14 protein-coding genes are annotated in these 16,344 nt (G+C 49.0%); 6 read left to right on the top strand and 8 right to left on the bottom strand.

Going from position 1 to position 16,344, the window contains the following annotated elements:
• Positions 1–2: 2 nt before the first annotated feature.
• The 7 genes from DWU89_RS03500 to DWU89_RS03470 all read right to left on the bottom strand — a co-directional run bounded on the left by DWU89_RS03500 (position 3) and on the right by DWU89_RS03470 (position 6,047).
• Positions 3–719 (bottom strand): glycosyltransferase family A protein, encoded by a 717-nt coding sequence (locus DWU89_RS03500; RefSeq protein ID WP_115498291.1) that lies wholly within the window; start codon positions 717–719, stop codon positions 3–5.
• 8 nt (positions 720–727) lie between these two features.
• The gene (locus DWU89_RS03495) at positions 728–1,798 is read right to left on the bottom strand and encodes a glycosyltransferase family 9 protein (RefSeq protein ID WP_115498290.1); all 1,071 of its coding nucleotides are present in this window, start codon (positions 1,796–1,798) and stop codon (positions 728–730) included.
• Positions 1,799–1,875: 77 nt separating this feature from the next.
• Positions 1,876–2,559, bottom strand: a complete 684-nt coding sequence (locus DWU89_RS03490; RefSeq protein WP_115498289.1) for a response regulator transcription factor — start codon at positions 2,557–2,559, stop codon at positions 1,876–1,878.
• 2 nt (positions 2,560–2,561) lie between these two features.
• Positions 2,562–3,995 carry a sensor histidine kinase gene (locus tag DWU89_RS03485; protein ID WP_115498288.1) on the bottom strand — a complete coding sequence of 478 codons (1,434 nt, stop codon included), beginning with the start codon at positions 3,993–3,995 and terminating at the stop codon, positions 2,562–2,564.
• A gap of 279 nt (positions 3,996–4,274) precedes the next feature.
• A complete protein-coding gene (locus DWU89_RS03480) occupies positions 4,275–4,859 on the bottom strand; it encodes a metalloprotease family protein (protein WP_115498287.1) in 585 nt (194 codons plus the stop codon).
• Positions 4,860–4,882: 23 nt separating this feature from the next.
• Positions 4,883–5,470, bottom strand: a complete 588-nt coding sequence (locus tag DWU89_RS03475) for a hypothetical protein (RefSeq protein ID WP_115498286.1) — start codon at positions 5,468–5,470, stop codon at positions 4,883–4,885.
• Positions 5,471–5,477: 7 nt separating this feature from the next.
• The gene (locus tag DWU89_RS03470; protein ID WP_115498285.1) at positions 5,478–6,047 is read right to left on the bottom strand and encodes a metalloprotease family protein; all 570 of its coding nucleotides are present in this window, start codon (positions 6,045–6,047) and stop codon (positions 5,478–5,480) included.
• Positions 6,048–6,197: 150 nt separating this feature from the next.
• Between DWU89_RS03470 and DWU89_RS03465 the strand changes: the two genes are divergently transcribed.
• Together DWU89_RS03465 and DWU89_RS03460 are read left to right on the top strand one after the other, a co-directional pair.
• The gene (locus DWU89_RS03465) at positions 6,198–7,406 is read left to right on the top strand and encodes a sensor histidine kinase (RefSeq protein ID WP_115498284.1); all 1,209 of its coding nucleotides are present in this window, start codon (positions 6,198–6,200) and stop codon (positions 7,404–7,406) included.
• Positions 7,403–8,119 (top strand): response regulator transcription factor, encoded by a 717-nt coding sequence (locus tag DWU89_RS03460; RefSeq protein WP_115498283.1) that lies wholly within the window; start codon positions 7,403–7,405, stop codon positions 8,117–8,119. The genes DWU89_RS03465 and DWU89_RS03460 overlap by 4 nt, the downstream gene beginning before the upstream one ends.
• Before the next feature lie 38 nt (positions 8,120–8,157).
• On the opposite strand, the gene DWU89_RS03455 is transcribed toward DWU89_RS03460, so the two are convergent.
• Complete coding sequence (locus DWU89_RS03455; RefSeq protein ID WP_115498282.1) at positions 8,158–11,787, bottom strand: glycosyl hydrolase 2 galactose-binding domain-containing protein; 3,630 nt, start codon at positions 11,785–11,787, stop codon at positions 8,158–8,160.
• Between the two features lie 144 nt (positions 11,788–11,931).
• Between DWU89_RS03455 and DWU89_RS03450 the strand changes: the two genes are divergently transcribed.
• The 4 genes from DWU89_RS03450 to DWU89_RS03435 all read left to right on the top strand — a co-directional run bounded on the left by DWU89_RS03450 (position 11,932) and on the right by DWU89_RS03435 (position 16,308).
• Entirely contained in the window at positions 11,932–12,225 is a 294-nt protein-coding gene (locus DWU89_RS03450; protein WP_115498374.1) for a nucleotidyltransferase family protein, read from the top strand.
• Positions 12,218–12,607, top strand: coding sequence for a HepT-like ribonuclease domain-containing protein (locus tag DWU89_RS03445; protein ID WP_187574912.1), 390 nt, complete (start codon positions 12,218–12,220; stop codon positions 12,605–12,607). Before DWU89_RS03450 ends, DWU89_RS03445 begins: the two co-directional genes overlap by 8 nt.
• 94 nt (positions 12,608–12,701) lie before the next feature.
• On the top strand, positions 12,702–13,559 hold the full coding sequence (locus DWU89_RS03440) for a GLPGLI family protein (RefSeq protein WP_115498281.1): 858 nt from the start codon (positions 12,702–12,704) through the stop codon (positions 13,557–13,559).
• Between the two features lie 256 nt (positions 13,560–13,815).
• A complete protein-coding gene (locus DWU89_RS03435; RefSeq protein WP_115498280.1) occupies positions 13,816–16,308 on the top strand; it encodes a TonB-dependent receptor in 2,493 nt (830 codons plus the stop codon).
• Positions 16,309–16,344: the final 36 nt, after the last annotated feature.

Below are 16,344 nucleotides of genomic sequence, written 5' to 3'. Positions count from 1 at the left end.
AATCAGATTTTATCCAGGCCTTTCGTATACTTCAGCCAGTAATATTTCAGGGGATTTGTATATTTAAGCTGTTTCCAGGGACGGCTGCCATGCGGACGGTGCCACACGGTGAGCGTAGTAAACAGATAATTCGTAAAACCCTTTTCCAGGGAACGGTGCGAAATCGTCACATCGTGCCAGTTCTTTTCCGGATCCAACTGATGGAAATCGAACGTCTTCAAGAAAGAGAGCGTAAGCAACGAACAGCAGAAACTCAGATGTTTCTTCTCCGGAAAGACCTGTCCTTCTTTGCCTTTGGCATATAAATAAGGATAGTTGATATTCTCCTGCTCGTCAACAGTAACGGCAGCGGCAATCCCGCAATCCGGGCGATCCGACGCACCGTCAAACAAAGCCTGCAGGGTATGTTTCTTCACGATAACATCCGATTCCACGATCAGCAATCCGGCTTCCGCCGCAATCGCCTTTTCTTGTGCCGTCTGAAGGATTAACAGATAGTTGGGAGAAGGATGTTCGGTCAGATCCGACAGATTCACCAGTTCAAAGCCCAGTCTTTCCGAAGCTTCGCGCAGCCTTTCCGTGTTTTCTTCCGTACTGAAATCATTATATACAAAATAACGATAAGGCACGGTAAAATCGGATGCAAGTATCGATTCGATTGTCTGCAAAGTCAGCTCGATCGAATCTTTTACCGGAGTGATAATATGTAATTGTTTCATATGCAACTTTATTTGTACTGTTCGGATAAACCGGCTGTAACCTGCTGTTTTTCGCTCAAAGCATCCAACACACGGGAGACGATCGTTTCCGCCGGCAACTGTGTCAGACAAGCCCAGTCTCCCCGGGAACATTCTTTCTGCCCGAACTGCGAACAGGGACGACAAGGCAAAGGCAGCCCGATCACATCATTCGGACGCTGGCGATAGCCGTAAAAGCCTGTATATGTATGCGTCGCTCCCCAGACAGACAGGACACGCGTCCCGACTAATGATGCAAAATGCATATTAGCCGAATCCATGCTCAACAGCAAGTCTAACTGACTTATTAACGCCAATTCGTTGTCGAGCGTATATTTTCCGACCACATTCTTCACATGCGGATAACGATATTCCCATTCTTCCAGTATCGCTTCCTCGTATCCTTTCGCCCCGAACAGAAACAGCGTTATATCTTCCCGCCGGGAAAGAGTCGCCACGACCTGTTCCATTTCATCTATCGGATAAACCTTTCCCCGATAACGTGCAAAAGGTGCAACTCCCAGCCATTTACCAGTCTTGGCTCCGGCAATGGCTTCCATCTTGGACAAGTCTGCCGGACGCGATTCATAAAGGGAAGTAAACGACTCGGTATAAGCCAGTCCCGCAGCCCGGAAAACATCAGCATAGCGCTCGATAACAGTCGGTAGCGGTTCCATCTTCTTATTTTCCTTCCGCATAAGTGGCGGATATCTTTTCCGGATTTTGTCCAAGACATAAACGGGCTTGCCTTTCACCCAAAAGAGTGTACGGATAATCATCGTACGAATGACATCATTCAAATCCAATACGACATCATAATCGAATTTCACCAAGGCGGAAGTAAAACGCAAAAGACCGATGAGTGTTTTTTCGGCCCCTTTCGTACTGATGCCTATCACCTCCAAATTAGAAGGACGGTTCATGAAAACCGGCATCATAAACGCCTGAGTCAACACCGTAAACGAATCTTGTGGATTAGCTTTGGCTGCAGAATAGATGACCGGAAGTGTCATCGCCACATCGGCAATAGCAGCAAGTCGTATGACTAATATTTTTGCCATTATTTTTTATCGTACATTTTCATTTGTACCGCATGAATCTCTTTGTAAATACCAGTGTACAAAGATAACAAGTTTTTTTATCCTTTCAGCATATAGCCTTTTTTTGTCAAAGAAACGATGCCGGTGGAGGGGTCGTTGCGGAGAGCTTTGCGGAGATAAGTGATTTGGACATTCAAAGCGAGGGAATTGGCATAAGAGGCATTTCCCCATACGGTGGAAAGGAGGATTTCGCGGTCGATCGCCACATTCGGGTTGCGGGCCAGGATACGGAGGATTTCCGCCTGGCGGGAAGTGATCAATGTCTTGCTGTTGCCGGTCCGTATCTCGTTCGTGGAGTAATCGAATACGGTATTGCCGAAATGGTAGGTTTCTTCTTCGACCTCCACTTCGGGGTTCGTTTCCAGACGTTCTTTGATACGCGCCAATAGCTCTTCCGGATAGAACGGTTTGGCAAGATAGTCGTTTCCTTTCAGGCTAAAGCCCTTCAGACGGTCACTCTTATCCGAGCGGTCGGAAAGGAAGAAGATGAGGACATGGCGATCGGCTTCGCGTATCTTTTCCGCCACTTCAAAACCGTTCAGTCCCGGCATATTGATATCCAGCAGGACCAGGTCGGGCTTAACGACCGGAAACTGCTCAAGCGCCATCGTCCCGTTGCCGGTATAGGTCACATCATATCCTTCCTTCTCCAGAAAACGCTTCAGAAGAAGGGAATATTTCAGGTCATCGTCCGCAAAAAGTATTTTCAAAGGTGCTGCCATACTCATCTTATATTAGGGATTTCCACTGTTACTTCCGTTCCCTTCCCGACTTCACTGCGGAGCGATACATGCCCGTGATGCGCCTCGACAACCTGGCGCACATAGCTCAGCCCCAGTCCTAATCCCGGAATCTGTTTATCCGGCAGACGGGCAGAACGGTAGAATTTATCAAACACTTTTCTTTGTTCATCCGGAGCAATGCCCACGCCATTATCGGCAACCGTCAACACGACCGACTGTTCATTGCGGATAATAACCACCCGGATATTCACTTCCGGACCGGAGTACTTAATCGCATTCTCGATCAGGTTACTGAGGATATTGGCGATATGTACCGGATCAGCCGTAACAGGCGGAAGTTCCGGAGGGAAAGCCGTGGAGAACGTAACCTGTTTTCCGGAAGGGATATGGATCAGGCGAATGACCTTTTCCACCAACTCCTGTAGATTAAACGCGACAGGATGCAATAGCGTCGCACTACCGTCGGCACTCACCATATTCTTCAGTTTCCCTAAATAAGCAGAAAGATTATCCAACTCGAACATCGCATCCTGCACAGCCTCATCGCTCGCCGCCTCATCCGTCCGCATCTGCTTGTCATTCAGAAAAGCGATGCACATCTTGATAGTCTGCACCGGACGGCGCAACTCATGAATCATTGTGTGGACGAAGCTTTCGCGCAATTCGCCTAACTTCTTCTGTGTAAGGATCGTTTTGATCAGGAAAACTAAACAGCCCAATAATAAGACAATCAGGAAAAGACTGAATACCAATTGCCAAGCCATCTTCTTCAATAAAGAATTAGCAGTGAAGCCAACCTCGATCATCACTCCTTTTCTTTCTAACGGCGCATAGCGGTATTTGACACCTAAGCAAGGCGGGAATAGATGCCCCGGCAAGATTTCCCAAGAAGCGAACCGGCTTAACGTATCTCCCTCCGGCAAAAATGATACCCGGAAATCATACTGCGGCAAACGTTCCCTAAGTAGACTGTCGAGCCGTTCCGTCCGAAAAGGTATATGGTGATTGACCACACTACGCTCCACGCCATGAATAATACTGTCCTCTGGAAGATATGGGTCAAAAGAGATACGAAGCTTTGTTATATTCACCTGGTCTTCGTTTGCTGTATCGGGCATCCCCTTCCTGTCGAAGTTCAAGCTAAGCTGTGTCAGGACATTCCGTGAAACAGTATCTTGCTTTGATTTGGTTTGCGAGTTCCGGCCGAGAATAAACGAAGTATCATCCCCTAACGCCACCTTCTTACGCCCGGCAAATTCTTCATCTCCGACACGCAATACATCGGCAGCTACCTCGTCCGCATACCGTTCAGCCTCATAGTAATATTGGTTATACAGCCAATATCCCTGTACGCCGATTGCTACCAATGCCGAAAGCAAGGATAATATATAAATCAGTTTGATCCGCTTTTCCATCTGCCCGTCTTATTTCTTTCCGGCAAAGATAGAAAGGCTGCCCGATAAGTCCCGTATGGAGACGGCTCTTTTTCGGGCAGCGTAATATTTTAGTAATAAATCAGGAAAAGAAATTTTGTTGCACATAATAGAAAAATCTCCCTACGACATAACCTAAACGATAGATCATTGCCAAAGAGACTAAGCATAACAGTATATTTATGCCATTTCGGTATCTCTTGTCCTCGTAATAACGCACAATCAGTTGGTGTAATTTTGATTCCATAATATATATATGTATTAATAAGTTTCTTTGATAATAGTAGCATTAAACGACCGTTTTCCATCAACAATCTTATCCTCGTCTTTAAAAGACCGAAGTTTTAGGAAATACCAAAAGTCATTGCTGCTACAAATAAGGCAATAACCGCCGAAATAGTAGACTAAGGGGTTTCCCATACAAAATCCGTGTAACATAGGCAGTAACCCCATCACAAGGAAAGGCAATAATAACGCCACGCGATAATACTTCAATGCCATTGGCTTAACCAGTAGAAATCGCCACGTCCCCTGATCCATCTTCCATTGTAAAGCATGACGGTCTCGGCCGGAAAAATAATACAGCACGGCATACTGAATCAAAATATATCCTGCAAAACCAAACAATATACAGACAATCCCTATATACTTGATTGCATACCCCAACTGATGGCCAGAATCAAAAGCAGAACCTTTCCCCCAGATATAATTAAATAACCAGCTACCTATTATGACAACCATTAGTATTAATACCACGCCTCTTCCATTTATCCAGCCAGCTTTCATTTTCACCTCCATCCCCTCCGGATGTATATATTCTTCTAATCTTTTATCTTTCGTGTCCATATCGTTATTATTTTTTATCAGAGTTAATACGAACTTTTAATAATCATTCCAGAATAAGGCTTCTTGCCATCTACGATTTTGTCTTCTGCCTTAAAAGAGCGGAGCGTCCAGTAATAATCCAAGTCAGGAAGTCCTATGAGAATACAGTACGTCCCAATTTGATAAGTCAGGCCGTCTCCAATGCCGAAACCATGAATGATTAACAACAATCCTATAAAAAAATAAGGGAACAGCAACGCTATGCGATAATACTTCAAAGGCAATTTTTTTCTCACCAATACTCTCCAAGATGACCAACTCATGCCTAAACAATGAATGTTTCTTCCGGAAAACAGATACAACAGAATAAATTGAATAAAAAAACAAACAATAGGAGTAATAAAAAGAGAAGAAAACCACAAGGGAGTCCAAACTTCATAATTCTTTGTGTCACCCAATTCATAGTGACTATTATGGCTTTCATTAAAGCCCCAAATATAACAAAACAAGAGGGTCAAGATTATAAAGGATACAAAATAAAGCCCATATATAGTTATCTTATCCATATCCGCTTTCACAATTCTCCCTTCCGGGTAAATATACTCTCCCATTCTTTTATCTTGTGTTTCCATATCGCTGTTACATTTTATCTGAATTAATATATGTGCCTTTAAAAACTATTGCGGAATAAGGTTCTTCACCATCAACGATCATATCTTCTCCGCTAAAATGGAGGAGTTTCCACAAATAGACAAAATCACCCATCGCACCCGTATAAAATAGAACCAGCCCTACTGCATAGCACGTTGGATTCCCGGTACACAATCCATGTATGGAAGGTAATACGCCCAATACTGTAGCCGGCAGCACCAACATCACACGATAGTATTTTAATAGTATAGGCTTTTTCAAAAAAACTCCTGTTATCCTCCAATGTATACGAAAACGAAGAGCCCTAATATCTCTTCCAGTAAAAAAATATAGTAGAAGAAACTGAAAAGAAATATAAGTTACACACATAAGGAAAAGTCCGCCAACACCTCCAGTCATATATTTCGAATGCCCCCATATATAGTCGAATAACATCAAACTCATGATAAGAAGTACAAAACAAAAAACTATCCATAGCCTTCTCTTACCCATAGGAGCCTTAACTTCCACACCTCCCGAAGGCATATATTCTTCCATCCTTTTATCCTGCGTTTCCATATCGTATTTGTTTTTTGATTTCTACACTGCAAAGATACGGGAGAGGAAAGAGATAGAAAGTTATCTCAACGTTATCTTTACGTTAAGATGGAAAACAAAGGGTGCAGGGAATGGTGAAATACCTATATTTGCCGGTGAAATCAAGAAGTTATGACGAAATCATTCTATATTATATTAACGGCTGTCGCTGTCTTTGTCGTCCTTTTCCTGATGGGGCAATGGATAGGCAGGAGCTATTCATTGACAAAAGGGCTGTTGGCACGACAAGTGTACGAGGCCTTCTGCCACACAACGGAACAATACGATGCAGATAAGACAAAAGAATTTCCGGCTCTGTTCAGGGAAGAACTCAATAAAAGAGAGCTGGACAAACTTGTGTTCCGCATAGATACCGTCTCCCTCAGCGATCCGGAAACCGTTTTAAGGAAAGACATCCGGTATTTCTCCGACTACGAACAGTTGTTCAACGAACGGCATACATTTGTCTATCCGATCAACGACACGCAAGGCGTACAAGCCCATATCATCAATCCGCGCGCAGGCTCCATCGGCCGGTTGCTGTATTACTTTTTCGGTACAGCCATCGCACTGATTATACTGCTGATCGGTATCCAGAAACAAATCAACATCATCAAACGGCAGGATGAAGTAGCCCGGATGCGTGAAGACTTCTCCTATGCCATGATCCACGATATGAAAACACCGCTCAGCTCCATCCTGATGGGAGCCCGCATCCTCCGGAGCGGGAAGTTGGACGACAAGCCGGAGAAGAAAGAGAAGTTCTTCGATATCCTGGAAAAAGAGACGGAACACCTGTTGGCGCTAACCAACAAGGTTCTGACCATTTCCAAACTGGAACACGGGCAACTCTTGCTGGAGAAAAGTTGGATTCCCATCCGCCCGATGATAGAGGAACTGACACAGATGTTTGCCGCCAAGACAAGCAAACCCGTTACTTTCAACCTGAATATTGAAGCAGAAGAGATATTTGCAGACGAAGAATACCTGAAAGAAGCGGTCAGCAACCTGATAGACAACGCCATCAAGTACTCGAAAGAGACAATCGAAATACAAATCAGCTCCTGCACCTACAATAAATTTATACAGATCAAGGTAAAAGACAACGGAATCGGTATCTCCCTCTCCGCACAAAATCATATCTTTGACAAGTTCGAACGCGCTTCCGCCAGCCGTCGCAGTGCGGCAAACAACGTCACCGGGTTCGGCTTGGGGTTGAACTACGTGATGAACGTCACCCGCTCGCATGGCGGCTACGTCAGCGTCGAGAGCCAGGAAGGGAAATACAGCGAATTTACGATCTCATTACCTTTACCCACAGAACACGAAATAACAGTATGATTAAGTTACTATTGGTAGAAGACGATGCGAACCTGAGTTATATTATTCAGAGTGCCTTGGAAGATATGATCGGTGATTATGAAGTATCGATCGCCCACAACGGAAAAGAAGGGCTGGAAGCTTACCGCCGGGACAAGCCGGATGTGATTGTTGCCGACATCGAAATGCCGGTCATGGACGGCTACGAGATGGTACGCCGCATCCGGGAAACGGACCAGGAGATTCCGATCCTGTTTTCCTCCGCCCGCGTCTCACCCAAAGATGTGGTGAAAGGTTACGAGTTAGGAGTCAACAATTACGTAAAGAAGCCTTTTCTCCCCGAAGAGCTGGATGCCCACGTCCACGCCCTGCTCCGCATGAAGCAAGGGATGGCGGAGAAAAGCGCCGCACAGCAAACCTTTACAGTCGGCAATTATACCTTGAATCCTATCCAGGCTACACTGCTCCACACCTCCGGCAGCACCCAACTACTCACCCCACGCGAAACCGGCATCCTGGAACTCCTGTTCCGCAAGCCGGGCGAAGTGGTCCGCCGCGAAGTCATCTTAGACAAGTTCTGGAACACAGAAGACGATTATTTCGCCTCCCGCAGCCTCGATGTATTCGTAACCAAACTACGCAAGCTGTTGTCAAAAGACGAAACAATCTGCATCAAGACGGTAAAAGGGATCGGGCTGATGATTATAACCGAAAACAAACAGGGGCAGGTTTGAAGCCTGCCCCATATATGAGAAACAATGTAATCCTTTTGTTATTCTACATTATATCCTGAAACAACCACCTTCGGTGCATTGCCGCGCGTGTCCTCGTCCTTCCAGTGGATGCGGACTTCTTTCTTTTCGCCCGGGAGCAAAGAGAAGTAGTTGTCCGAATAGAACATCGGGAGGAACTGCTGTCCGTCCTGTTCGCCTACCACATTGAGGCGGATCATCAGGGCCGGGGTGGAAGTCGTATTCTCGATAACGGCTGTTGCACTCCAGGTTCCGTCGGGAGCTTTATCCATTGTGATGTCGGATTGCAAAGCGACTTTCGGCAACTTGGCCAGATCCTGATAGTTGTTCTCTTCAAGGCTGCGGTGGTAGAAGTTATCGGAAATAACTTTGCCGTTCTCGGTCAGCGTCATCTTGATGAAATGGACCTTCGAGATGTCGGCCGGGAATTCCAGCTTGATACATTTATCGGTTGTGTCTTCGTTACTGTCGAGTGTCGTTTCTTTCTCCCAGACTACGGATGCATCCATATTCAGGATCTGGACTTTTGCCGTCAAGCCTTTATGCGCACCGGCATTGTAGTTGACAACTTCCACCTCGTCGGTTACCGGATTCCACTGGATGTGCAACGGTTCGGAAGCCTTCTTGATAGCAAAGTAGGCCGCTGTCGGCTCGAAATAGTAGTCATAGGTCTGCCATACCATAGAAGGCCAGCAAGGATGACTCATCCACATCAGCAAGCCTTTGCGATTCTGGCTTCTGGATTCGAACATACTGCGATGACCGTCATAGTTCACCCACTGCGCCAGTTCAGCAAACTCTTTTGCATTCTGCGGTTCGCCATATCCCATTGCGATAATCGAGTTGAAGGTTGTACAACCCTGCGCCCCTTCGCGTGTATAATCGTGCATACCCCATTGGTCACCCTGCGGCCAGATTCCTTCCGGCGAGAAGGTGCGGAGCATACTTTCGTAGGTCATCACGTTCGGCATACCGCGTTCGCTGTGGAACTTATCGTTACCGGTCTTCAACGTAAAGTATTCTTTTGCCGGGAGCATGCGGTACGGGCCGTGGCCACTCACTACATCGTCTGCCGAGCTCGGGATATAATGGATGTCGGGATGTTCAGCTTTGATGATACGGCGGAGCGCCTTTTCGATCTGTTCCGGCGGGAAACCTTCGTTACGACCGCAATACAGTCCGATAGAGGCATGGCTGCGGATGCGTTTCACGTAGTCTTCCGCGTTGGCGATAAACAATTCCGGGTAATAAGGATCAGGTCCGTCGGCCGGGTTTGCCAGCCAGAAGTCCTGCCAGATCATGATACCATGGCGGTCGCAAGCTTCATACAATTCCTTGTCTCCGATCATGCCGACCCAGTTACGCATCATCGTGAAGTTCATATCCGCATGATAAGCCACCGCAATGTCATATTCACGGCCACGGTAGTTCAGGTTCGATTCGCCGAATCCCCAGTTACCGCCACGACCGATAAAACGGCGTCCGTTGACAAAGAGGGTCAGGATATGATTGTCCTCGTTGAACGTCATCTGCCGGATACCGACTTTGAAGTCTTTAGCATCCGAAACCTTATCGTCGATCCTGAACGTAAAGTTCGCATCATACAGGTTCGGCGCCCCGTAACCGTTCGGCCACCACAGGCGCGGGTTCTCGACCTTCAACTGCGGGAAGTCCTTGGCGTCGAAGACCACCGTCTTTTCTTCTCCGGCCGCCAGTTCTACCGGCTGCCGGAACGTGATCTCTCCGACCTTGCCTTCCAACGTACCTTTAACGGCATTGGCATCGTGGTTCTTCACGATCACTTCAGCCGTCAGGGTAGCCGATGTCGTGTCGGGCAACGGCAAGACAGACTGTACGAGCGGATCGGCAACCGTCACCTTACCCGTAGTCGTCAAGCTGACATCGTTCCAGATACCGATGTTACGTCCGCGAACCGTCGGGATCCAGTCCCAACCGATCGTCGCATGGAACGTCGGGTTATCAGCACCTAAGATACCGCCATTGAAGTCCGTGCTCTGTTTATTCTTTTCCTTGATTGCTCCGATATGCGTATTCTTGATGATCTCGACGGCCACCACGTTCTTTCCCGGAACGACGGCATCCGTCACGTCGAACTTGCCGCGCATAAAGGCGCCTTCGATGCGTCCGACCTTCTTACCGTTCACATATACATTCGCTTTCCAGTTGATACCGTCGAAGTTCAGGAACAGGCGGTCTTGCTTGAATCCTTCGGGCACTTCAAACTCATCCCTGTACCAGAAGTCGGACCAGAAGAACGATTCGGAGACCTGCAACTGGTTATCCGCATAGTTCGGATCGCCGATCGCCCCGATATTCTTGTAGCTGCTCAGGACAGTTCCCGGAACAGTCGCCACAATCCAGTTCGCAGGCTGGAAGGCGGGAGTCGATATCTCTTCGCCGGAAGCGCTCACTTCCGAAGCGCGCTGAAGCTTCCAGTTACCGCCGGAGAGGTTGATCTCGCCTTTCGACGCGGCAGGAGTCGCAACAGGCTGTGCCACCAGTCCGCCTTTACCCATCACTTCCACTTCACTCAGGATATAACGGCTGCCATTAACCGGCTGCTGCATGAGAACACGCACGTAGCGGGCTTTCTGCTTACCGCCGAGGGCAATTTCATCGTTAAGCCCGTCGCCACCCGGCAGTTCGGCAACATCTTTCCATTGCTTGGCATCATCCGACACCTGTATCTTACCTTTTACGGCTTTATTTATCCAGTGCAGGATTACCTTGTCGAACTCGGACGTGCTGCCGAGATCCACATACAGCCATTCTTCTCCCGTAGTGGCGCTCATCCAGGCGCTGTTGAAGAACTGGGACGGTTTCATTTCCACCAATTCCCCTTTATCGTAGAAGTTAGCCTCCGTAAACACCCAGTCGTGCGCACCTGCCATCTTCAGGCGGACGCGATAGTTCGAGTAGTTTGCTTCGGTATCGAATGTAATCGTTTCATTTAGCTTGCGGACCGGCATTGTTGTTTCTCCGGTCTGTTTGTTCGGATCGGTCACCTTCACCCGTCCGGACTGTCCCTGACCGGGCAAGCCGCTTCCGCTCAATTTGCCGATCTCCGTCCAGCTCTCTCCGTCGTTGGAGCCTTCGCAGACGATTTCGTAACCACCTTTCGACACGGCATCGTCATAAACGACTGTTCCCACGAGCGACAGTTTGTCGACCGCCTTGCTATAGTTGGCCAGCGTAAAACGGAAATAGGTATCGGCGCCGGGAAACGTGTTGCGGGAATACGGACCTTCGTCGATCATCCATTCGCGTTCACGTCTCGGCACGTCGCCGTCCGGAGTCGAGAGGTTCAGATACTGCGGCTGTTTGTCCGTCACGATCCCGTCTGTCGCCAACTGTGCTACCAGGTTATAGTCGTGGCTGGAAGAGGAATAGGCCGACCGCAGGAGAGCAATGTTCCTGTAAGTCGAATAATCCGGAGCTAAGGAAGGAGAGAAATCTTCCTTCGGATCGCCGGGATACTGCCCGATGCCACGCGTGTAATAGTCCGACCGCTCGAACGATTCGGCCGTCGTGCCTGCTCCGCCACATCCCCAGAGGATTAACGACGCCATCGCCGCCCCGCAAAGGGTGAGAACACGGACACTCTTTTTCTGTTCATTAAAAGTCTTCATATATGAATGTTTGTTTGATTTCATACTACCCAAACGCCTAACTCCCTCCTGCGAAGAAGTTTGCACAAACTTACGGAAAAAACGGTGACTTGCATAGGAATCACGGTTTTTTATGTATCTTTGAACCCATACGCAGGATTCTTTATGAAAGATTACAATTACTATATTGCCTTGTTGAAGCAATTCAAATCCAAATTTGCCGGGAAATATGGTATTCTCAAAATTGGCATCTTTGGGTCAGTGGCTCGTGGAGAACAAAAAGAAGGCAGCGACCTTGACATATTTGTCGAATTAAAGGAAGCAGACCCTTATCTGATGTTTGACCTCCAAAGCGACCTGGAAAAGCTTTGCAACTGTTCAATCGACTTAATCCGCCTGCGTAAAAGCCTAAGACCGTTATTGCTTAACAAAATAAAGGAAGAAGGTATCTATGCATAAAGATGAAATCATCGACAGACTGTCTCTAATCGTCGAAGCAATCGACGTAATAACAGACCGATGTACGGAAATACAAACTCCGGACGACTTTCTTACAACCCCTTGGGGAATGACTATTTTCGATTCATGCGTCATGAGATTACAGACAATAGGTGAATACGTAAAGAAAGTGGACGATAAGACCAATAAGCAACTGTTACCAAAATATCCTCAAGTACCCTGGATAAAAATTATCGGGCAACGGAATATAATCTCGCATGAATATTCAACAGTAGACGAAGAAAAGATATTCATCACGATCAAGAAACATCTCCCTCCTCTAAAAAGTACGGTCTTACTCATTATAAAAGATCTGGAAAGTAATCCCAGAAGTCTGGAATAATCCTCCCGTAATATTTCAGTAATAACTTTACTCGTCCCGGACGCCTGCTGCCCGCTACTTTTGCAGCAGACAAACACTCTAAAACGATAAAGTTATGAAACGATTCGTATTATCTACAGTTCTCTTGTTGGGCTGCTTCGGCGCACAGGCTCAATTTAATATCAATGTGTACAATATCAATGACGTGCTTAAGTCAAAGCCGGTGGACAAGGTGCTCTTTACCGCGCAGTATAACACCTCCTTTATCGGCGATACGCTCCATCCGGACAAACCGATCGACGAAACAATGATGCTGAAGGTCGGTCCCAAAAGTTCCGTCTTCTACAGCTACGCCCGCTTCCGCATGGACTCGCTTATCGAGGCGGACAAAGCATCCGGCGCATCACAGGAAATCATCCAGGAACACCTGAAGCAAGGCAGTGCGAATGTGAACTACCAGATCTTCAAGAATTATCCCGAAGGGAAGCTGACCATGCTCGAACCGATCGCCGCCAGCAACTTCCGCTGCGAGGAAAAGACCGAACTGCCCGCTTGGGAATTACTGCCCGACACGGCGACCATCCTCACGTACACCTGCTACAAAGCGACCTGCCGTTTCCGCGGACGGGATTACGAGGCCTGGTACACGCCGGAGATTCCCCGGAGCGAAGGCCCCTGGAAGCTGCAAGGCCTTCCCGGACTGATCCTGAAAGCCTCCGACAGCCAACAGCACTACACCTTCGTCTGTACCGGCATCGAGAAGGTGCGCGAAGAAGAAACGATCCAGTTCACCGGCACCGAATACGAGCCCATCTCCCGCAAAGACCTCCGCAAGGTGCACGAACGCTTCGCCGCCGACCCGATCGGCTACCTGAAAGATACGGCGCCCCATGTCCAGATCACAGTCACAGACGAGAACGGGCAACCCTATCACCCGAAGAATACGCCCTACAACCCCATAGAAAGAGAGTAACACAAGGGACTTAGTTTCCCTCAGCTCCCTTCTATTTTTCCTCAGCTCCCATCCCATTTCCATCCGGCTCCCGCAAAAACCTTGTCCGACCCGGGTCGGACAGCTGTTCGACGAGGGTGGGACAGCTGTTCGACGGAGGTCAAACAACCGTTCGACCCGGGTCGAACAAGGATTGGATGGGACTCCATTCAAACAAAGATAAGGGTCTATGCTAATTTACTCCTAAGTCATTCAAATTATAAGCAAGTATAAAACGATGAAAAGCTTCCTATACATATTCATTCTCCTCTTTATCGCCTGCAACCTGTCTGCCCAGCAATCCATAAAAGGGATCGTGACCGATGCCGAAAGCGGGCAGCCCGTAGACGCCGCAACCGTGCAGATACGGAAAGCCGGGCAGCCGGTTCCGCTGACGTACACCCTGACGGACGCAAACGGACAGTTCAACCTGCCGCTCCGACAGGCCGGCGACTCGCTCCTGATCCATGTCTCGCTATTGGGATACAAGCCCGTCCAGCAGAGAGTCACTGCCGGTTCGACAGTCCACATACGCCTCGAAACGGAGATATTCACCTTGAAAGAGGTCGAGATACGTCCGGGACGCGTCTACGGGCGGCAGGACACGATCAATTACGACGTCGCGCAGTTCATCAGCCCGCGTGACGAGGCAATCAAGGATGTGTTGAAGAAGCTGCCCGGCGTGGATGTGGACGACGAGGGAACGATTTCCTACAACGGGAAAAGCATCAGCAAGTTTTACGTCGAAGGCATGGACCTGACGGGCGGGCGGTATAACCAACTGACTAACAACCTGCAGGCCGACGCCGTCAAGAGCGTGCAGGTGATGGAGAACCACCAGCCCATCCGCGCCCTGCAAAAGAAGCTGACGACCGAAGACATCGCCATCAACCTCAAGCTGAAAGACAACTTCCGCGACCGCTGGATGACGACGGTCGAAGGCGGCATGGGCGCCTCTCCACTCTTGTGGCAAGGCATGGGCAACGCGCTACAGCTTAGCCGGAAAAGCCAGTCGGCCTATATCTATAAAGGAAACAACCGGGGAAAAGATGTGACGGACGAGCAGAATGTCCTCACACAAAACAGCCTGGAAAGGCAATCGGGGCCGGCTCTGCCCGCCTTCCTCTCCCAGCCATCTTTCTCCGCCCCGCTGAAGAAGGAGCGGTTGCTCTTCAACGACGTGCATTCCCTCTCCGGCAACCGGGTGTACAAGCTGAACGAGACGATGCAACTGCGCCTTAACGCCAACTATCTGCACGACTTCAAGCGGCAGGAGAGAGGCAGCATCACGAACTTTTACCAGACGGGCGACACCGCCACCCTGACGGAGCAAAGCGATACGCACGTCCGCACCGACCGCGCGGAAGTGGCCGTGAACCTTGAGAACAATGCCGAAAGCCATTACCTGACAAACAACTTCAGCCTGTCCGGCAACTGGGAGAGCGGCACCTCTTACATCACCGGCAGTTCGGCCGCCAACCAGCGCATCCGGACACCGGACATGGGCGCACAGAACTATCTGCAAAACATCTGGGCACGGGATAAATACACACTGGAAGTCCGTTCCCTGCTGCGCTATCACAACCAGCCGGCACGGATCACCATCGACGGGGACAGGCAATCGTTGGACTTGCAACAGCTCTACATGGACCATTCCCTGTCCTTCCTCCGCAAGAAAGGAAACCTGACGCGGCAATATACAGCCGGCGTGACAGGCGACCTCAACTCGCTCCGCAACGGGACAAGCCTCTATTTCACCCCGAACTATCAGTTGAACCGGCATAAATGGAACCTCTCCTTTAATCTTCCGCTCGTATGGACCACCTTTCCGGAGGCGGACTTTTCGCGGTTGGCCGTCAATCCGTTCTTCTACATTAATTATAAGTTGAATTATGCCTGGCGCTTCTCCTTCCATGCCAACTACAGGGAGAAGTACGGCGACATCACCGATTTCTACCCGGACGCCTACCGCACGGACTACCGCAACATGCGGATAAACAACGCCATCATGCCGGTCAACCGCACGCAGAGCTATTCGCTGTACGGGGAATATAAGAACACGATACGCGAGTTCTTCGCCACCCTCTCGCTCGGGCACAACCGAGGCTGGTCCGACCGCATCTTCGAACAACAGGTCCGCGACGCACAGATCGCCCTCGTCTCCCACCGCCTCTCGAACCACTCTTCCGGCTGGACGCTGAAAGGGACGTTTTCCAAAGGCTTCTACGACTACGGCCTGAAGACCTCGCTCAACTACCTTTTAGGGCGCAACCAGGCGGAACAGTTGAGTGCCGGCGAACGCTTGCCTTACCGATACGACTTCATGCAATACGAACCGAAGGTCATCTGGACACCCGTCCGCAGCTTCGCCGCCAGCTACCAGGCCACCATCAACTTGGGAAGATCGAAGATCGGCAGTGATACGGACCTCACCCCGCTGCTGAATGTCGTACAGAAGTTGCAACTCTCTTACGAGCTTTTCCCGGTGGAGATCAATCTCGCCGTGGATCACTACCACAACGACGTCAGCCGCGACAAAGCCGTCAACGCTTTCTTCGCCGACCTCTCCTTCCGCTGGAAAACGGGGAGCTGGCAGTTCACCGCCGAAGCCACCAACCTGTTCAACAAGCGGCAATACAGCTACACGCAGTACTCCGCCACCGAAAGCTACACCTCCTGGATCAACATCCGCCCGCGCGAGTTTATGGTTTCGGCACGGTATAGGTTCTGAATATTTTATTACCTTTGTAACTATAACAGAGGCAAG

This window comes from Parabacteroides acidifaciens (genome assembly GCF_003363715.1).
Taxonomy (GTDB): Bacteria; Bacteroidota; Bacteroidia; order Bacteroidales; family Tannerellaceae; genus Parabacteroides; species Parabacteroides acidifaciens.
This window is presented reverse-complemented; position numbering and strand designations above follow the sequence as displayed.